Here is a 19,958-nt window from a genome sequence, read left to right on the forward strand (position 1 = left end):
CCGACCGCGTGGAGTGCAATTCCAACTAACATTATTCAACTAAAAAAGAGTGCTTTCACGGTACTTCACCCGACGGGTGAGACCCGACGGGTGGGACCCGACGGGAGATTCCCGGCCGGTGGGACCCGACGGGTTATTTTTTTAGCAGGGGCAACACATCATTGAGGGGCAACTCTTTGACCTCATGTCCTTTGTAGCCTTTCGAAGTCGTGGCCTTGAAGAGCGAGTTGATGATGGCTTCTTCGGTTGCTTCGATGGCGGCCATGAAGAGCGGGGAGACAACATCGTTGTGGAGGACCTGCAGCGGCTGGATTCGGTCGGTGGGGTCGTGGGAAATGAAATTGCTTTCGAAGGTGGAGAAGGCGATCACATAGTCGCCGCTGCCGTTGGAGGCGATGCCACCGGTTTTGGCGAGTCCCATGAATGCGCGCTTGGCAAGCCTTTGAAGGTTACGGGCGTCGAGGGGCGCATCAGTGGCAACAATGATCATGCAGGAACCATCAACGTTATTCAAAAGACTGTTGCTGAAAGAAAATTTCTGCAGGGCCTCTCCCACCTGCACGCCATCGATAACCAGGTTGCCACCGAAATTTGTCTGCACCAAAACACCAACTGTATAACCGCCGAGATCCGCAGGGAGTTTCCGGGATGAGGTGCCGATTCCGCCCTTCCAGCCGAAGCATACTGTGCCGTTGCCGGCGCCCACATTTCCCTGCTCGACCACTCCGCTCCTCGCCTGCCGGATCGCAGTAAGCACGTGCTCTGTTTTTACGTGCATTCCCCTGATGTCATTCAGCCAGCTGTCGTTCGTTTCGCCGACAACAGCATTCACAGATTGCGCGGCTTCATTTCCTTTTTGCTTCAATGAATGCTCAATCACTGCATTCATGCCAACGGGTACAGCCAGAGTATTGGTAAGTACAATCGGGGTTTCAAGGTTCCCGAGTTCATTCACCTGCGTTGTACCAGCCAACTTCCCAAAACCATTGCCTACAAAAACAGCGGCAGGTACTTTACGCTGGAAGATATTACCCTCATGCGGCAGTATCGCCGTTACGCCCGTGCGCACAGAATCACCTACATTAATTGTAACCTGTCCGACCTTAACTCCCGCCACGTCTGTAATAGCGTTTAATGTCCCCGGTTTCATTACGCCGATCTTCACCCCATACTCCCGCGCCGTTTTCCTTTGTCCCAATGCCTGCACACCAATCAACAGGATAACCCCAACCAATAGTTGTTTCATAAAGTGATGTTTAATTATTTCCGCTCAAGCGTTACCGTAAACTTTATAAACCGACTCCCGCAGCGGATCTCCCTTATCCGAAACGATAAATTCGAGTATATCCGCGAGCTGCGACGGCGCTACCCATTTTGAAGGATCTGCGTCGGGCATCAACTTCCGGTTCGCTTCCGTATCGATGGTACTCGGCGCTACAACAGTCGCTGTAATATTTGCCCCTTTTACCGACTGGTTAAGGGCTTCCGCGAAAGTGAATAGCAGGTTTTTGCTCAGCGCATAAGCAAGGCTATGACGCGCCTGGGCCGGAACAATCGCCGTGCGGGAACCGATGAATACCAGTCTTCCGTAATGGTTAGCCGTAAAATGATCCCACAACGGCCTGGCAACGAAATATGCGGACTCAAAATTGAGACTGAATTGTTTTCGTAACAATTCACCGGAAGTCGAGGCGAGGTCACCATAATCATAGCCGCCAACCAGCAATAAAGCTGCGTCTATCCTGCCATGCGCACTAATGGCATCGCGAACAAAGTCCCCTGCTGCGTTTTCGTCCGTAAGGTCCACCGCGTGCACTTCCAGCCGGTCATGGACAGGCAACTCACTCACAGATGCCGTTCTGCCTACCGCAGCAATAACGGTATAACCTTCCGAAATGAATTTGTTTGTAACTGCCGTACCGAGGGCACCATTGGCACCCGTTATGATCACTTTCTTCATTTTTGCATGTTGAGATACAAATATATTTTGCTTTGTTTTATTTCATAACTTGAAGAACGATCCGTACGCTAGGGCCTATCAACGCCATATGCAACTGTCCGGTAACCATACCTTCAACGCTCCGCCTTCCGTCATGTGGAATCTCCTCATGGATGAGAATGTACTTGCCAGGCTTGTACCTGGTATATCAAGGCTGGAAAGGACCGGGGACAACACTTTCGCTTCAACACTTGCAATCAAACTGGGACCGGTCAGTGGTTCATTCAACGGCAGTCTCGAATTGGAAGAACTTAAGGAACCTGAATCATTCGTATTAAAAGTTCAGCAGAAAAGCAGCATCGGCAACGCAGCTTCAGCCATCAAAATAAAACTGTCGCCGGTAAACGAGCAACAAACAGAAATGGAATTCAACGGGGTTGTAAAATTATCCGGACTGCTGGCATCAATGGGTCAGCGGGTTGTGGGTGGCGTGTCGGGCACATTGACGAAACAATTCTTTTCCAACCTTGAATCTGAGCTGGAAAGAAAGCAGTCGGCATCTACTTAATCACCATATAAAGCTGGCTCCATGAATATCACAATCAATGTTAAGGTCAATGGAGTGAAATACAGCAATACGGTCGAACCACGGCTGTTGCTGGTACATTATCTCCGGGATGTACTCCGACTAACGGGCACGCACATAGGCTGCGACACCAGCAACTGCGGCGCCTGTACGATCCATTTGAACGGGATGGCTACAAAAAGCTGCACCCTGCTCGCAGTACAGGCAGACGGAATGGAAATCACCACTATCGAAGGACTTGCAAAAGACGACCAGCTGCATCCCCTGCAGGAAGCATTCCGTGAATGCCATGGACTGCAGTGTGGGTTCTGCACTCCGGGAATGATCATGACGGCGGCCGACCTGCTGCAGCACAACCCCAATCCAAACGAGGAAGAGATCCGCACTGCGCTGGAAGGAAATCTTTGCCGCTGCACCGGCTATCACAATATTGTTAAGGCAGTTGAATTTGCCGCCACCAAAATGAAAAAGGAGGTAGCCGTATGAGCACTAACGGACTGATCGGAAAATCCGTAAAGCGGGTTGAAGACAAACGTTTCATTACCGGTCGCGGTAAGTACACCGATGATATCATCCTACCGGGACAAACCTACGCCGCATTTTTGCGTTCACCATTTGCGCATGCGAAGATCCTTGAGATCACCACCGAAGCGGCAAAGGCAATGCCGGGCGTAATAGCTATTTACACCGGTGAAGACCTGCGCGAAGTAAACGGCGTGCCCTGCGGCTGGCAGGTGAATTTCAAGGATGGCACAACTATGAAAGAACCTAAACACCCGCTGCTGGCGGTTGATAAGGTAAGGCACGTGGGCGAAGCCGTCGCCATTGTTATAGCTGATACAAGAGAACATGCTGTCGATGCAGCGGAAGCCATTATGGTCGACTACGAAGACTTGTCCTGCGTAATCGACCCGCTGAAGGCAGCACAACCAGGTGCACCTTTGGTGCATGATGATGTTCCAGGGAATGTCTGTTTTGACTGGAACCTGGGAAACCCGCCGGGAGAAGTGGATGAGGCACTTAAAAACTCAGCGCATGTGACCACGCTGGAATTCGTAAACCAGCGACTGGTTCCCAATGCAATTGAACCGCGATCCTACAACAGTTCCTATGATGAAGCCAACGACAGGTACACCCTCTATACCAGCACCCAGAACCCACACCTGATCAGGTTGCTGATGTGTGCGTTTGTTTTAGGAATTCCCGAGCACAAGGTCAGGGTTGTTGGCCCCGATGTGGGCGGCGGCTTTGGCAGCAAGATCTTCCACTATACGGAAGAGGCGCTGTTGACCTGGTGCAGCAGGAAGACCCGTCGCCCGGTCAAATGGACCGCCACCCGCAGCGAAAGCTTCGTTACGGATGCCCATGGCCGTGATCATGTTACCAAAGCGGAAATGGGATTCGATAACGAAGGCAGGATCACCGCCCTCAGGGTAAAAACTTACGCGAATCTCGGCGCATACCTTTCCACCTTCGGCAGTTGCGTGCCCACATACCTGCACGGAACACTAATGCAGGGATTGTATACTACCCCAAAGATCAATATAGACGTGACTGCCGTTTTTTCCCATTCCACACCCGTTGATGCATACAGGGGTGCCGGCCGGCCGGAAGCTACTTACTTACTCGAACGACTGATCGACCTTGGCGCGCAGGAACTGAATATCGACCCTGCCGAACTCCGCTTCAAAAATTTCATTCCGCCCTTTGATGGGGTGAACCAGCCCGGTTACCAGACCCAGGTTGCGCTGCAGTACGACAGCGGCAACTATGAAGGCGTGTTGAAAAAAGGCCTGGAAATGGCGGGTTATGAAAACTTCCGCAACGAGCAGAAAGCAAATTCAAACGGCAAGCTCATAGGTATCGGCATCTCCACGTATATAGAAGCCTGTGGCATTGCGCCCTCGGCCGTAGTCGGTTCACTTGGTGCAAGAGCAGGATTGTACGAAGTTGGCCAGGTACGGGTGCAGCCTACCGGAAAAGTCAGCGTGTATACCGGTGCCCACTCGCATGGACAGGGCCACGAAACCACATTTGCACAGGTGGTCGCTGATAAATTAGGCATCCCTATGGACGATGTGGAGATCATTCACGGCGACAGTGAAGCTGTTGCATTCGGGATGGGAACTTACGGTTCGCGCAGCCTTGCCGTAGGTGGATCTGCCATCGTAAAAAGCATTGAGAAGATCATAGAAAAAGGAAAGAAGATCGTAGCGCACAAGCTCGAAGCAAGTGCCGATGACATAGAATTCGCCAATGGAAAGTTCACAGTAAAGGGAACGGATAAGTCTATGGGCTTCGGCGATGTTGCCCTTACGGCATATGTCCCCCATGTATACCCGAAGGACCTGGAGCCGGGACTCGATTTCAGTTCATTCTATGACCCCGCAAATTTCACTTACCCCTTTGGCTGCCATATCGCGATTGTTGAAGTGGAGAAGGCAACAGGAAAAGTACAGTTAAAGAGATTCATTGCCGTCGACGATGTAGGTAACGTGATCAACCCGATGATCGTTGAGGGACAGATCCATGGCGGTGTGGTGCAGGGAGTTGGCCAGGCGCTCTTCGAAGGCGCGGACTATGACGAGAACGGGCAACTGACCAACGCTTCGTATATGGATTACTGTATGCCCCGTGCGGATGATTTGCCGATGATTGAAACCGGCAGCCAGGTTACGCCCTGTCCGCATAACCCGCTCGGGGTAAAAGGTGCAGGCGAAGCAGGATGTATCGGGTCTACTCCTGCTGTCGTGAACGCAGTACTGGACGCACTCTGGAAAGGCGGTTACACGGTGAAGGATATCCCGATGCCGCTCACCTCAGAGCGTGTCTGGAAGGCGATGCAATAACCAAAACAATTACCATTTAACGAACTACAATGATACCGGCAGAATTTGAATACAGTAAGGCAAACACCGTTGATGAAGCTATCCTGGCACTTTCATTAAGTGAAGCAAAATTGCTTGCAGGCGGGCACAGCCTGATCCCTGCCCTGAAATTCCGGATGAGCAGGCCGTCTATGCTGGTTGATATCAGCAGGATCCAGGAATTAAAAGGCATCCATGAAGAAGATGGCGAGATCGTGATCGGCGCCGCCACTACTTACGCGGAAATAATGGCCGACGATTATCTACGCAGCCAACTGCCTTTCCTGGCCGCAGGCACTTCAACCATCGGCGACATGCAGGTAAGGAATTATGGAACCATTGGTGGAAGCCTGGCACATGCAGACCCTGCGGCAGACTGGCCGGCGATGGTGCTGGCTACGGATGCAGCGATCGAAGTAAAAGGACCCGAAGGCAAACGCAGGATCAATGCCACTGATTTCTTTACCGGCTTCTTCACAACGGCCCTTGACGAAAATGAGATCATCACGGCGATCAGGATCCCCGTGCCACCCGAAGGTACAGTTGGCACATACCAGAAATTTGCGCAACCGGCTTCACGCTATGCCATGGTTGGAGTGGCAGCAGTCAAAACACCTGGCGGCAAGGTCCGGATCGGGATCACCGGCCTCACTGAAAAGGCATTCCGGGCATCCGCCGCGGAAGAGATCCTTTCCGGTAAAGCCCTTGACGATAATAACATTGATGCCGCCGTTGAAGCCGCGTTCCGTGATACCGAACCAATGAGCGACCGGTTTGCATCTGCTGTTTACAGGAAACATCTCGCAAAGGTTTATCTCCGAAAAGCATTGCTGGAAATTGCATGATAAAACATGATAAAACTGGAAGACATCAGCGGCATGATGCATGCCAATGGATATATCTCTGATCCGCAGGTAGCCATGTCCGTATTCCTGTCACTCCAGCTGGAAAAACCACTGCTGGTTGAAGGTCCGGCCGGCGTGGGCAAAACCGAGATCGCCAAAGTGATGGCAAACGTTTTGCAGACCGACCTGATCCGGCTCCAGTGTTACGAAGGACTGGATGCCACACATGCCCTGTACGAATGGAATTACCAGCGGCAACTGCTTCACCTCAAGATCACCGAGCACGATACCGGAACAATCGAAGAAAAAGAGAAAACCATTTTTGGTGAATCGTTTTTACTGAAGCGTCCCCTGCTCGAAGCCATTACGCATACCCGCAAGCCGGTGCTGCTGATCGACGAGATCGACCGCAGCGATGAAGAGTTCGAAAGTTTTTTGCTGGAAGTCCTGAGCGACTGGCAGATCACCATTCCCGAAACCGGCACCATCACGGCAACCTATATTCCGCAGGTGATACTTACCGGCAACAGGACGCGCGACCTGAGCGATGCCCTGCGCCGCAGGTGCCTATACCTGTACATCGATTATCCGGACTTCGAAAAGGAACTGACAATCGTTAAAAAGAAGGTTCCCGGCATCAATGAAAAACTTGCGCTTTCGATCACTTCATTCATGCAGGAGGTCCGCAGGCTGAAACTGGAGAAAATCCCGGGCATTTCCGAAACACTCGACTGGGCATTTGCACTTGCTGCACTGCACCTGGATCACCTGGATAAAACAGTGATTGAACAAACCCTGGGCGTAATTATCAAAGACTGGAAAGACACGCGGCAGGTTCAGATGTCGCTCAGCGAACTCATGGAAAAAACCGGTGTGCATCCCCGCGTACAACCTACTTAAATGCCCGCATCACTGCCTGCAAATATTTTAAAGTTCTGCACCCTGCTCCGCCATAACGGTTACCAGGCAGGGCATGAAGAATCGGCCTTGGCATTACAGGTATTGGTAACTGAAAACCTCTTTGACAACATCAACTTTTACCACCTGCTCCGAGCCGTCTTTTGCCGCAAAAAAGAAGACCTCGAAAAATTTGACGCGTTGTTTAAATCCTTCTGGCGCGATCGGCTCACAGGAGAAACTTCATCCGCGCCTCCCCCACCAAAACAGCGCGAAAAGAAAAACAAGGCGATCGCAATTTCCCAATGGCTGAATGGAAAAGGGAATGATGACGACCCCATAACAACAGCAACCTGGAGCAGCGAGGGCCGGCTGGAAGGAAGGGACTTTTCAGTTTTACGCGATGACGGGCTTGAAGACATGAGGAGGATAATCCACTCACTTTCCAGGAAACTCGCGAGCCGGACCAAAAGACGTTATGAAAAAACAAACCGGGTGACACTTCCCGATATCAGGCGAACCCTACGGAAGAATATGCGTAAGGGCGGTGAACTGCTGGAACTCGTTTACCGGCGACCGAAGCGCAACAAAATAAAACTGCTGTTGCTCTGCGATGTAAGCCGCTCGATGGAATTGTATTCCGGTTTTTTCCTTTTATTCATGTATGCATTCAGGCAGGTGTATGCGGCAACAGAAACCTTCATCTTCAGTACCGTGCTGGAGCGGATCACGCCCTACCTGCAACAATCAAAGTTCAATGAGATCCTGCCACTGCTGCACCAGCAGACCCTGGGATGGAATGGCGGTACACGCATTGGCGAATGCCTCGATGCATTTGTTGAGCAAAACGGCAACATGGTCGACAAAAAAACTATTGTTGTTATTATCAGTGACGGGTGGGACCAGGGAGCTACCGCCCCGATCGAACATAACATGCATCTTATCCACCAGCGGTCCAGGAAAATTCTCTGGCTGAATCCACTGGCCGGCTATACTGAATACAGGCCGGAAACCGCCGGCATGAAAGCTGCGTACCCACATATCGATTTCCTTGCACCTGTCCACAACCTGGAAAGTCTTGCAAGAATAATTCGCTACTTATAAGGTTGCTGCAATGCTTGACACGAATTCTTTGATCCGGGTTTTCAGTTCTGCCGGTTTATGGATAGCCGCTCTGTCACCTATCATCACGAACCAGCGGCAAAAACCCTCGAGCGAATTGGTCATAAAGGTCATAATGATCCTATCCCCTTCCTCCTTTTCATGAAGGAGGCCATAGTAATATTTCTGGTCGCCCAGGTAACCAACATATTTCTTTTCAACAGACATCACTACTTCGGTAAGCTCACACCCCTTGTCCCACTGTTTTAAATAGGTCCTGATGGAAGGATGCTGCTGGCGGAAAATCTCTTCCGTCATGGTCAGCGATTTGATCCGGTCCATCCGGAAATCGCGGTAATCCTGCCGCAGCCTGCACCAGGCAACCAGGTGCCAGTAATTGTTCAGGAAGAAGATGCCAACCGGCTCGATGCTGCGTTCAGATTGCTCCTGTTTATACAATGAAAAATAACGGATATGGACAACCTTCTTTTCTGCAATACTCCTGAGAATGGTCTGGTGCAGGTTGAGGTCGCTGTTACCGGCCTGTACATGACGGGCCTGCAGCACTTCAATATGGTCGTCAATTGTTTCGAGGAAATCTTTTTCACTGGTGCGCAGTACTGCCCTGATCTTGAACATGGCAGACTGGTAATTGGCACTGTTGTTCCGGTCGGTAAGTTTTTCCACCAGTTTTTCGGCAGTAAGGAAGGCCATTGCTTCTTCGCGCGTGAACATTACCGGTGGCAGCCTGTAGCCATCCATAATGGAATAGCCCATTCCTGCTTCACCTATTACCGGGATGCCGGATTCTTCAAGGGCCTTGACATCGCGGTACACGGTACGCAGGCTGATGTCAAACCGGTCAGCAATTTCCTGGGCCTTCACGATCCTGCGCGACTGCAATTGGATCAATATAGCAGTTAACCTGTCAATCCTGTTCATTTACTCAGCTTTGCCGGGAAAACAAGTTGATTATAGGCGTCGCTTAGCCAGGTTGTGATCTCACCTGCCCTGCCATCGCCAACCTTTTTCCCGTTGATTTCAGTTACCGGCAGCACATGTTTCGTCGTGCTCGTGATGAATGCTTCCGACGCATCTTCCAGTTCTGAAAGATGAATGTCTCTTTCTCTCACATTGTACTTCCGGCCTGCAAGTTTTATCACGTGCGCCCGGGTCACTCCCGCAAGAATATTCTCTTTTGGGGTGGCGATCTCACCATCACTTGTCACTATAAAAAAATTGGCCCGCGGGCATTCCGTGATATTTCCACCGGAATGATATAAAACATCAGCAGCGCCTGATTGTTTGATCAGCGGCTGCAGCCAGATGGCCATGAGATAATCGATCGTTTTCACCTGCGGTAACTGGCGCTGAAATTCATGTGTAATGATGCTCATGCCAGCAGGCAGCTCACGGTTAAGGCTAAGTGCAGATTGGGTGATCACAAGGTTTGGATCAGACTGCGAATAACCGTCTTCAGAATATCCGCCCGTCAGCGTCAGCCGGATTCCGGATTCAGGCACATTATTCTTTGCGAGCAGGGTATGGATGTCTGATATCAGCTGGGCTCTTGTGACCGATGGCTCCAGGCGCATTTTTGCAGCAGAAGCATAAAAGCGGTCGAGGTGCTCACCAAGGAACACGGGTTCACCATCCACCACTTTGAAGAAATCAAATATGCCGTAACCCCGCTGAATCGACAAGTCATTCACGAGCAAAGCCGCTTCCCCTGCTTCAATCAATTTGCCATTGATAATGGCATAATCCATACTCATTTTGATAATTTAGATAGTCATTACCTATTTTCACGGTCACGATGCGGTTACATAGATACTTACTTTTTTTCTTCTGTTATTTCTTTATTTCCACTTTGGTTTATTACCTGGGATTGGCCGAGATCAACTATTTCGTCGACCTCAGGAACCGTATCATCGGCTCCAGGCTGATGGACCTTGGAATGGACCCCTACTACTTCAAATGGAGCAAAGCCTGGCCGCTGACTTTATGCGACCCGATTGACATTTGCAATTTCAGGAACAACCTGACCACGAGTCCGCCAAGCCTTTTGTGGCTCATCAGGCCCATCGCGAGACTGGACTATATGAGCATTGGTTATATCTGGGTGCTGTTGCATTACGTTTTTTTCCTGCTCATAGTACTGCCTATTCACCAGGCATTCCGGGACGAAGCTTCGAAGTCCAGGGTGCTCGCCGCCGCGATCATTCTCCTCCTGACACCACAATGGTCGGAAACCATCCTGAAGGGACAATGCCATTTCATTTTACCTACAGCCATGTCGCTGATGATCTTTACCGCAGCAGGTAACGGCAGGTATAAATATTTCATCTGCGGGCTCCTGTTGAGTATTGCTGTCTGGTTAAGACCGAATGCCGTTCTGCTGGCGCCCTTCCTGTTGTTCTGCCGGCTCGATAAAAAACAGTTTTTCGGTGCAATAGCGTTAGCCGCAATTCTGCTCGGCACAATGGAATGGTATTTTCATCTTAATGATTGGGTGAGTTTCTATCATACCTGCAGGGAATGGGTAAAGAATAACGTGGCTGATATCACCGTCATCTTTTGTCACGGCGACATTGTAACAGAAGGAAAAAGCCTCGAAGGCTCAACGCGTGCTTTGGATTACATTTCCAACCAAAGCGAGCAGGGAAATATTTTCCACCTGGTGCAAAGCAAGTGGAATTATTCCGTTCCTCCCCTGCCGATGCTGGTCGTTTTCATCTGCACATTTGCCGTGCTGGTATGGTTTTCATTCCGTTACCAGTTCCGCAATATGCACGACGCCCTTTTCATTGGATACTTCGCTTATTGGATGGCTGCATTAACTTCTCCCATTCTCAGGCTGACCTATTATTTCCCGGAAGTATTTCCGATCATATTGATTTTTGCAGGGAATTATTTCCAGATGAACAGGACGGAACGTTATGTCTTCAACACGGCTTGCATCCTGCTCGTGCTGGATCTGATTCCCGTTAACCTGGTCGTGGCTGAAAGCCTGTTTATCGGCTGCATGTTGCTGTACACCTGGAACCGCCGTGAACGTCATTCTTCTTCGTGATATGACTGCTCCGTATTGATCTCCCAGATGTTTTCTTTCGTGGTTATGTTGGCGATAATATTGTCGACTGCGGTCATTGCAGCAAGCATGGAATGATCACTGTTGTTGTACTTATGCATTCCATTGCGGCCAACAAGGAACAGGTTATGGAAAGTGTCGGTATAGTTTCGGATCTCGTCGAACCTGTTGTATGTGCCCAGGTAAGCGGGATAAGTTTTTTCCATTCGCACGATATTACTGTCAAGCACATCGTTCCTGTCGATAAATCCGATGCGCTCCAGTTCCCCGGTGGCAAAAGTGATAAATGCGTCATCGGGCATGCTCCACAATTCATCACCCACATTGCAGAAATATTCAAGTCCTAACCATGCAGTACCCGGATCACTGACCATATACGGACTCCAGTTATTGAAGATCTGCAACCTGCCCAACTTCACAGATTTTTCCTGGATATAGATCCAGTTATCCCTGATCTCGTCGCTGTTTGTTTTTGCGAAGCGGTCATGCATCAGCAGCTTCTTTACCAGCAATCCAACCATCATAAAATCGCGGTATGGCAATCCTGCTGCAATGCTCCGGATCTCTGCAGGAGGCTGTGGCGACATGGAAGCAATGAGTTCCTGCACGGGCATGGTAGAGAAAAAATAATCGCCTTCCCAAGTGTGTGTTGTTCCGTTTGTGTCTGTGGATTGGATGGAACTGATATTGCCACCTGAATGAGCTATACCGTTCACCTCGTGATGGAAGTGGATCTCACCGCCCATTTCAACTATGCGCGCGGCAACTTCTTCCCACAGTTGGCCAGGTCCCAGTGCGGGATATAAAAATCTCTCGATCAGGCTGGTCTGCGTCGATTTCTGTTTGAGATCCGCGGCGGGCTTCTTCTTCATCGCATGCACCACGGCCTTGCGTACCGACAATTCCTTAACCCGCTGCCTGCCCCAGTCTGCAGGCAGGGCGTTACAGGGAACGCCCCATACTTTTTCTGTATAGTCCTTGAAGAAGGTTTGATAAAGGTTGCTGCCGAAGCGGTTGATGAAGAAATCTTCGAGGGTGGTTTCGGTACGTGGACGAAGTTTAGCAGCCATGTATGACGAGCCGATCAGCGCCAGCTTTTTGAAGCCAAGCTTGCGGATGGTATCCTTCGACAATGACAAAGGATAATTGAAAAAGCGGTTGAGGTAAAAGATCCTGGAAAGTCGCTCCCGCACAAGCATGCGGTGGGTTTCACCGGCGGGTGTGGAGGAAGCATTTTTCAGCAGCGTTCGCTGGTTCTGGTATTGCAATGCGATCTCTTCCCCCGTGGTATTGTCGAGCGGCAGGATATTCAGCCACCATTTCATGACGCGGTCCGATTTCGAAAAAAACCGATGACCGCCAATATCCATCCTGTTGCCTTTGTAATTGACCGTTTTGCTGATACCGCCAATATCACCTGACTTTTCCAGGATAATGGGAATGATATCGGTCCGCTGCAAAAGTTCGTATGCGGCGGTGAGCCCCGCGGGGCCGGCACCAACTATGATCGCTTTTTTAGTCATGATGTTTTCACCGGGGTTGTAGCAATTTGGCGATGAGGCCTGTCCACCCCGTCTGGTGAGCAGCACCTACGCCCCTGCCATTGTCGCCGTGAAAATATTCATAGAAAAGGATATAGTCGCGGAAATAAGCATCCTTTTGCAAAAGTTCGCAATCACCATACACCGGGCGTTTACCGTTTCCATCACTCCTGAAAATGCGCAGCAGCCTTAGGGAAAGCTCATCTGCCACCTGGTCGAGCGTTAAATAATTTCCGCTGCCTTTCGGGCATTCCACTTTAAGCGTATCGCCATAGTAATAGTGATAACGCTGCAGCGATTCGATCAGCAGGTAATTCAACGGGAACCAGATGGGGCCACGCCAGTTGGAATTACCCCCGAACATACTGCTGTCAGATTCTGCAGGCAGGTATTTTACCCTGAAGGCATTCCCTTCCACTTCGATGGAAAAAGGATTTTCTTCATGATACCGGGAAAGGGCGCGAATACCATATTCACTCAGGAATTCTGTTTCGTCGAGTACTTTCTGGAGAATGGCAACAAGCCTGTCGGACCTGATCAGGGAAAGCAGGTGTTTGGAATCGGACAGGGTACTGCTCCATTCAGACACGATGGATGCGTATGTCGATTTATATTTCAGGAACCACTCCAGCCTGTTGACAAATTCAGGGATCTGCTCAAAAAGGGAATGGTCAATTACCTCTACTGCAAACAGCGGGATCAGTCCCACCATGGAACGCACGCGCAGCTTCTGTTCTGAGCCATCCGGCTTTTTGAGAACATCGTAAAAAAACTGGTCCTGCTCATCCCACAACCCGAAATTATTGTCGCCGATCGTGTTCATTGCTTTCACGATATATAAGAAGTGTTCGAAGAACTTGGTAGCCATATCCGCATAGATATGGTTGTGTGTGGCAAGTTCTAGTGAGATCCGCAGCAGGTTCAGGCAATACATCGCCATCCAGCTGGTTCCGTCGCTTTGCTCCAGATGGCCGCCGCCGGGTAATGGAGCGCTGCGGTCAAATACCCCGATATTATCGAGTCCGAGGAATCCGCCCTGGAAAATGTTGTTGCCGTCATCGTCCTTTCGGTTGACCCACCACGTGAAATTGAGCAGCAGCTTATGGTATACACCTTCCAGGAACTGGATGTCTCCCTTCCCCCCGTTGGTCTGCTTATCGATTTCGTAGACCCGCCAGGTTGCCCATGCGTGCACGGGTGGGTTCACGTCGCCAAAGTTCCATTCATAGGCAGGGAACTGCCCGTTCGGATGCATGTACCATTCCTTGGTCAGCAGCTGCAGCTGGTTCTTAGCAAATGCGGCGTCAAGATATGCCAGCGGGATGCAGTGGAAGGCAAGGTCCCATGCCGCATACCAGGGATACTCCCATTTGTCGGGCATTGAAATGATGTCGGCGTTGTTCAGGTGTGACCAGTCGTGGTTCCTTCCCCAGCGCCGGTTGCGCGGAGCGGGTTTTGCGGGGTCACCTTCCATCCACTCCTCCACGTCGTAGTAATAGTATTGCTTGCTCCAGAGCATACCGGCATAAGCCTGGCGCTGGATCCGCCGGTCATCAGGCTCATTTACGCCGCGTTGAAGCTCGGAGTAGAATTCTTCCGTTTCATAAATGCGCTGCCAGAAGATGGCATCAAAATCATGGAAGGGATAATCGAGCGCTTCTTTGGATAGCCGCAGTTTGATGACAGCCGTTTCCCCCGCGCCAACGGTCAGGTTATAATGCGCAGATGCCTTGGTGCCCGATTTGGATTTATTTAGTACGGTGCGTTTTTTATTTACGAGATGGTCGTTGATGCCGTCCTTTGAGACAGGCTGAATGCCCTTCTTTCCCTGCAGTCTTTTCGCGTTGGTATCGTTCTCGCAAAAAAGCAGGTCGCAGTTGCCATTACAATACAGGTAATAATTACCTATCCGTTTATGATCGATCCTGATGGTATTCTGGCCATCGGCTTTCATTTCCGGGCGGTAGGGCTCCCGTCCCCATGACCAGGTGTTCCGGAACCAGATCGTAGGCAATACACTGATTGGCGCCGGGGCCTTACCCCGGTTGGCAACTGAAATTTTCACCAGTATATCGGTGGGACCAGCTTTCGCATATTCAATAAACACATCGAAGTAAGCACCGTTGTCGAAGATGCCCGTATCAACCAGTTCGAATTCGGGTTGCTCGCGGCTTCGCCTGTCGTTCTCCTGGTAAAGCTGGTCGTAAGGGAAAGCTTTCTGCGGGTACTTGTAAAGCATTTTCATGTAGGAATGCGTCGGCGAATTGTCGAGGTAGTAGTAAAGTTCTTTTACATCCTCGCCATGGTTCCCCCTCGGGCCGGTGAGCCCGAAGAGCCTTTCCTTGAGAAAAGGGTCCTGCTTATTCCAGAGCGCGACGGAGAAACAGAGCAGCTGGTTTTCATCACTGATACCCCCGATGCCATCTTCACCCCACCGGTACGCGTAGCTGCGAGCCATGTCGTAGGTAACGGCTTCCCAGGTATTGGTGTCTTCTGTATAGTCTTCCCGGACGGTTGCCCATTGCCGGTCTGAAACATAGGGTCCCCATTTTTTCCATTGGGGGTCATTCAACCGCTGCTTCTCAACGTTCATTTAATTGGTTTTGCTCAATTCGGTGGCAGTAAAGATAAGGATAGCCATACTTTCCATTTTCAGGAATAAATCTGTAACTTATGGAGTACCAACCAAAGCTTGCAAATGAAAAAAGTAGCAGATGTCCTGGCGCGCAAGAGCCGCCACCTGATCTATGTGGTACCCGCAACCACCGTACTCGATGCGTTGAAGATCATGAGTGATAATAATATCGGATCCATCCTGGTGATGGAAAATGGGGAGTACCGGGGAATTATGACTGAGCGCGACTATGCGCGAAAAGTGATCCTGAAAGGAAAATCTTCCACAGATACGCAGGTAAAGGAAATCATGTCGATCGACCTGCCCAGCATCAGTTCTGAAACGTCTATCGAGGAGTGTATGCAGCTGATGTCCGTGAACAATATCCGCTACCTGCCGGTATTTCACGGCCATGAACTTACTGGGATCATTTCAGTTAACGACGTTATTAAAGCAGTGATCGCGAGCCAGGCGGAGACGATTTCACATCTCCACACCTACATAAATTCATGATGAAGTGAAAATTAAAAAGGGGGCTTAATTTTCAACTTGTTTCTCTTTCACGACCACCAGGTCTTTGATGTCGACCTGCATGGGAAGGAGTCCTATTTTCACCACTGCACGTTTGCCGCGGAGTTCGATGACCGTGCCGACCTGGTGATTGCGTTTCATCTTGACCTTAACTCCTACCTGGATATCGCCACCGACCTCGTCGAACTTTGAGTCGATCTTTTTCTGCAGTTTGTTCACGACCTGCTTCTCATCTTTTTTGAAGAGCAGGGAGAACATTTCCTTCATCACTTTGTCCTTGTCGTCGGATTTCTTCCATTCGATAAGGATCTGCTTCATCTTGCGGTCCATATCCTTCAAGTAACTGATCCTGTCCTCGGTGACCATGTTCTGGTGCTTGAGGAGCTCGACCTGCTGCTTGTGTTTCTCACGATCCATCACCTGCTCCATCTCCTTTTTCAGCTTATCGTTTTCTTTGAGCAGCTTATTGAGTTCCTTTTCCTTCTTTTCCAGTTCACGCAGGTCCTGTTCGGTACGGTTGAGCAGTTTATCGAGACTGAAATGGTCTTCGTCCACCATTTTGCGGGCGCGCTCGATCAGCTTCTTGTCGAGGCCAATGCGTTCGGCGATGGAGAAGGTATACGAGCTTCCGGGCTTACCGATGATCAGCTTGTACATCGGGAGCAGGTTTTGCTCGTCAAATGCCATGGCGCCGTTGATGATACCCGGCGTTTTGTTGGCCATCACTTTCAGGTTGAGGTAGTGGGTGGTCACGATTCCCATGGCATGCTTGCGGGCCAGTTCCTCCATGATCACTTCCGCGAAAGCACCACCAAGGTTGGGGTCGGAACCACTTCCCAGCTCATCGATGAAGAACATGGTCTTGCCGTTCGCCGTTTCCATGAAATGCTTCATGTTCTTGAGGTGCGAGCTGTAAGTGCTGAGCTCGAACTCGAGACTCTGGGTATCACCGATATGGATCATCAGCTGCCTGAAAATACCAAAGGCGCTGGACGGATGCACGGGAACCAGCAGGCCGCTTTGGACCATCATTTGGTTGAGGCCGACGGTTTTCATGGTCACCGTCTTGCCACCGGCGTTCGGACCGCTGATCACGAGGACGCGGCTTTTATCGTCGAGCGTGAGGGTAACCGGGATGGTAGGCTTCTGTAAGCGTTTATTGTAGATGTATAAAAGCGGGTGGTAAGCGTTCACCAGGTGTACGTGGGCTTTATCCATCACCACCGGGTACTCGCCATTATAGTCCTGCGAGAACCTGGCTTTGGCGCGGATAAAATCAAATTCGCCCGTAACATTCAGGTAGGTTTTCAGCAGTTCGGCGTAAACGGAGAGTTTTGCCGTAAGGGCGCGAAGGATGCGCTGCACTTCGCGGTTCTCGTCGTTTTCGAGGGAGTAGACATCATTATTGAGGCTGATGGTTTCTTCCGGTTCAATGAAAGCAGTACGGCGGGTATCGCTTTCGCCGTGAAGGATTCCCTTGACCATCCGCTTTTGCTCTGCGAAAACAGCCAGTACGCGGCGGCCGTTGAGGAAGGACTCTTCAATATCCGCCAGGTAGCCCTGCTTGTTCAGCCGCTGCACCACTTTTTCGAAGGCGCGGCGCAGCTCAGTGCGTTTGCGGTACAGGCTCATCCTGATCTGCCTGAGGTCCTCGGACGCGCTGTCGAGAACGACGCCGTGCTCGTCGATCACGTCATTGATCAGTTCCTGGATGGCCTTTTCGTAGTAGGTGCCATCAATTACCTGGGCGAGGCCGTGGTAGACCTGCCGCCTTTCATTGTCGAACCAGCGGAAAATATTACTGATGTTTTCTGCGAGCTTGCGGAAATGCACCAGCTGCTCACCTGACATGACCGCACCGGGGATGCCGAGCAGCTTGATGTCCTTCGACAGGTTGAGGGTGAAATCGTTCGGAAAATAGATCGCGTTCAGGAGGAGTTGCTTGAACTCGTGGCTCTGCCGCAATTCCGTTTCAATAAATGAGTGCCGGGTATGGATACGCAGTTCCCGTGCCTTATGGCGGGAATATTCTGTCCTACAATGCTGTTCCAACAGGGTCCTGATCTTGTCAAACTCCAACTGAAAGGACGCCGATTCGGGAAAAAGTTTCATGCAGCGGCAAAGTTAGCGCAAAAAAATCACCCGTCGGGTGGTACCCGACGGGTGAGAGGGGGTGTTTTAACGGTTTCTAAAGCCGTGACTAACAAGGTTTTCAGTACGTGAATTTTTGGAGTATTGTGACGTCTCCATCGAGGTATTTCACCTGGAGCCAGTCGTCCATACCGTCAACTTTAACGATAAAGGCGATTTTCTCGTCAATGGATACTTCGGTTACCTGCCTCATCTTGTAACCAGGGAATGCGTCGCGAATGGCGGAAGCAACGGCGCGGGGAAGATGGTCGGGTTCATAGTAACGGATGGTGAACAGCAGCCTGCCTTTTTCATTCATGGCAGACCTAACAATAGTACCGTCGCCATGGAAGTAAAAACGGGTCATGTTTCCGTCGCGGTACCAAACGGCATCCTTTGCTTCAGGGAAAGCTTTGTTGAACTTCTTCAGCAGATTGCTTTCGAGGAAGATCATGGCATTGCCTTTAGGATCGGCAGCTTCGGCCGCGGGTGAGCTACTATAACTGGGAGCTTTCTTTGTATTGCTGGCAACAGGGTTATCCTGGCCATACAACGTTGAAAATGAACCTGCACAAAGCAGGATAACACTTGTCGCGAGGTTTAAAACTGACTTTTTCATGATTGTGGTTTCAGAGTGATTAATGTGTATCGATCTGAACCAAAAGTACACTCCGCGAACACCCTAAATCAAGGTCGAAATTCCCAAAAAAGGGGGGTATTTTCCTGTTCACCCGTCGGGTGCCACCCGTCGGGTAAAAAACGGGCAAATCACCCTTTTTTATTCAAAAGTGGTTTGATACGCGAGCGCGATTTGTTGAAAACATTGCGGCCTTTGTCAATCCCACGGCGCATTTCCAGCTGCACTTCTTCGGGGAGCTGGATCGTGTCGTGGCATTCGGTGCTGCAGCAACCACTGTATTTTGCGGCGCATTTTTCACACTGGATAAAGAGCAGGTGGCAGCCTTCATTACGGCAATTTGTATGCGTATCGGCCGGCTCACCGCATTGGTGGCAGGTCGAAATAATTTCATCGCTGATGCGCTCACCAAGGCGGTTGTCAAACACGAAATTCTTTCCACGGAATTTGTTGTCGAGTCCCTGTTCCTTCACCTTGTTGGCATAATTGATAATCCCACCTTCGAGGTGGAACACATTCTTGAATCCCTGGTGAAGCATATACGCACTAGCCTTTTCGCAACGGATACCGCCGGTGCAGTACATGATGATATTCTTATCCTTGTTGTCCTGCATCATTTCTGCAGCCATGGGCAGTTGCTCGCGGAAAGTGTCGCTGGGCACTTCGATGGCTGTATCGAAATGACCTACCTCAAATTCGTAGTGGTTGCGCATATCGATGACCACAGTTTCCGGGTCGTCGGTAAGCCGGTTGAATTCTTCCGCATTCACATAACGGCCTTTATTGCGCATATCGAAACTGGGGTCGTCGATTCCATCGGCTACGATCTTTTCACGCACTTTTATCTTCAGCACCCAGAAAGACTTACCGTCATCGTCCACCGCGATATTGAGACGGATGCCATTAAGGGCGTCGATGCGGTAAAGCAATTCCTTAAGTGCCTCGAAGTCAGAAGAAGGCACGCTGATCTGGGCATTGATGCCTTCAGAAGCGACATAGATCCGGCCGAATACCTTGAGGTTGGTGAGACTGCGGTAGAGATCGTCCCGGAACTGTTTGGGATCTTCAATAAAAAAATACTGGTAAAATGAGATGGTGGTCCGGGGTTCGGATTCTTCCATTAATTTCTTCTTGAGCTCCTCCTGGGAGACCCTGTTGTGTAGTACTGCCATTAAGTTG

The 19,958-nt window shown here is 50.4% G+C and carries 17 protein-coding genes; 8 read left to right on the forward strand and 9 right to left on the reverse strand.

All coding sequences use genetic code 11. The features are described 5' to 3' along the window. Nucleotides 1-133: 133 nt before the first annotated feature. Nucleotides 134-1,246, reverse strand: a complete 1,113-nt coding sequence (locus OI18_RS08855) for a DmpA family aminopeptidase (protein ID WP_039139085.1) — start codon at nt 1,244-1,246, stop codon at nt 134-136. Nucleotides 1,247-1,270: 24 nt separating this feature from the next. Next, nucleotides 1,271-1,960 (reverse strand): SDR family NAD(P)-dependent oxidoreductase, encoded by a 690-nt coding sequence (locus OI18_RS08860; protein WP_039139088.1) that lies wholly within the window; start codon nt 1,958-1,960, stop codon nt 1,271-1,273. Between the two features lie 88 nt (nt 1,961-2,048). On the opposite strand from OI18_RS08860, the gene OI18_RS08865 reads away from it, so the two are divergent. Genes OI18_RS08865 through OI18_RS08890 form a run of 6 tightly spaced genes read left to right on the forward strand, consistent with a single transcriptional unit; the run spans nt 2,049 to nt 8,238 of the window. Then, complete coding sequence (locus OI18_RS08865) at nt 2,049-2,507, forward strand: SRPBCC family protein (protein ID WP_039139288.1); 459 nt, start codon at nt 2,049-2,051, stop codon at nt 2,505-2,507. Between the two features lie 21 nt (nt 2,508-2,528). Beyond that, nucleotides 2,529-3,011, forward strand: coding sequence for a (2Fe-2S)-binding protein (locus tag OI18_RS08870; protein ID WP_039139089.1), 483 nt, complete (start codon nt 2,529-2,531; stop codon nt 3,009-3,011). Beyond that, nucleotides 3,008-5,374, forward strand: a complete 2,367-nt coding sequence (locus OI18_RS08875) for a xanthine dehydrogenase family protein molybdopterin-binding subunit (protein WP_039139092.1) — start codon at nt 3,008-3,010, stop codon at nt 5,372-5,374. Before OI18_RS08870 ends, OI18_RS08875 begins: the two co-directional genes overlap by 4 nt. A gap of 29 nt (nt 5,375-5,403) precedes the next feature. Continuing rightward, complete coding sequence (locus OI18_RS08880) at nt 5,404-6,237, forward strand: FAD binding domain-containing protein (protein ID WP_039139093.1); 834 nt, start codon at nt 5,404-5,406, stop codon at nt 6,235-6,237. A 6-nt stretch (nt 6,238-6,243) separates the two neighbouring features. Next, a complete protein-coding gene (locus tag OI18_RS08885; RefSeq protein ID WP_039139095.1) occupies nt 6,244-7,137 on the forward strand; it encodes an AAA family ATPase in 894 nt (297 codons plus the stop codon). Continuing rightward, a complete protein-coding gene (locus OI18_RS08890) occupies nt 7,138-8,238 on the forward strand; it encodes a vWA domain-containing protein (RefSeq protein WP_039139097.1) in 1,101 nt (366 codons plus the stop codon). It begins immediately after the preceding gene. Here OI18_RS08890 and OI18_RS08895 read toward each other — a convergent pair. Together OI18_RS08895 and OI18_RS08900 are read right to left on the reverse strand one after the other, a co-directional pair. Beyond that, entirely contained in the window at nt 8,233-9,177 is a 945-nt protein-coding gene (locus OI18_RS08895; protein WP_039139099.1) for a helix-turn-helix transcriptional regulator, read from the reverse strand. The two genes, OI18_RS08890 and OI18_RS08895, sit on opposite strands and share 6 nt — an antisense overlap. Beyond that, the gene (locus tag OI18_RS08900; protein WP_052273014.1) at nt 9,174-10,010 is read right to left on the reverse strand and encodes an aminotransferase class IV; all 837 of its coding nucleotides are present in this window, start codon (nt 10,008-10,010) and stop codon (nt 9,174-9,176) included. The genes OI18_RS08895 and OI18_RS08900 overlap by 4 nt, the downstream gene beginning before the upstream one ends. A gap of 41 nt (nt 10,011-10,051) precedes the next feature. On the opposite strand from OI18_RS08900, the gene OI18_RS08905 reads away from it, so the two are divergent. Beyond that, complete coding sequence (locus OI18_RS08905; RefSeq protein WP_082037896.1) at nt 10,052-11,308, forward strand: glycosyltransferase family 87 protein; 1,257 nt, start codon at nt 10,052-10,054, stop codon at nt 11,306-11,308. On the opposite strand, the gene OI18_RS08910 is transcribed toward OI18_RS08905, so the two are convergent. Both OI18_RS08910 and OI18_RS08915 read right to left on the reverse strand, forming a co-directional pair. Then, complete coding sequence (locus tag OI18_RS08910) at nt 11,293-12,849, reverse strand: NAD(P)/FAD-dependent oxidoreductase (RefSeq protein WP_039139103.1); 1,557 nt, start codon at nt 12,847-12,849, stop codon at nt 11,293-11,295. The two genes, OI18_RS08905 and OI18_RS08910, sit on opposite strands and share 16 nt — an antisense overlap. A gap of 7 nt (nt 12,850-12,856) precedes the next feature. After that, complete coding sequence (locus OI18_RS08915) at nt 12,857-15,460, reverse strand: MGH1-like glycoside hydrolase domain-containing protein (RefSeq protein WP_039139105.1); 2,604 nt, start codon at nt 15,458-15,460, stop codon at nt 12,857-12,859. Between the two features lie 105 nt (nt 15,461-15,565). Here OI18_RS08915 and OI18_RS08920 point away from each other — a divergent pair, with 105 nt between their 5' ends. Further along, nucleotides 15,566-15,994 (forward strand): CBS domain-containing protein, encoded by a 429-nt coding sequence (locus tag OI18_RS08920; RefSeq protein ID WP_039139106.1) that lies wholly within the window; start codon nt 15,566-15,568, stop codon nt 15,992-15,994. 24 nt (nt 15,995-16,018) lie between these two features. Here OI18_RS08920 and OI18_RS08925 read toward each other — a convergent pair whose 3' ends face one another. From OI18_RS08925 to trhO, 3 genes are all read right to left on the reverse strand, one after another. Beyond that, complete coding sequence (locus OI18_RS08925; protein WP_039139109.1) at nt 16,019-18,124, reverse strand: endonuclease MutS2; 2,106 nt, start codon at nt 18,122-18,124, stop codon at nt 16,019-16,021. A gap of 100 nt (nt 18,125-18,224) precedes the next feature. Beyond that, nucleotides 18,225-18,761: a hypothetical protein gene (locus OI18_RS08930; protein ID WP_039139111.1), complete on the reverse strand. Its 537-nt coding sequence runs from the start codon at nt 18,759-18,761 to the stop codon at nt 18,225-18,227. 149 nt (nt 18,762-18,910) lie between these two features. After that, nucleotides 18,911-19,951 carry an oxygen-dependent tRNA uridine(34) hydroxylase TrhO gene (gene trhO, locus OI18_RS08935; protein WP_039139113.1) on the reverse strand — a complete coding sequence of 347 codons (1,041 nt, stop codon included), beginning with the start codon at nt 19,949-19,951 and terminating at the stop codon, nt 18,911-18,913. Nucleotides 19,952-19,958: the final 7 nt, after the last annotated feature.

The sequence above is a fragment of the Flavihumibacter solisilvae genome, assembly GCF_000814475.1.
In the GTDB taxonomy this organism is placed as follows: Bacteria; Bacteroidota; Bacteroidia; order Chitinophagales; family Chitinophagaceae; genus Flavihumibacter; species Flavihumibacter solisilvae.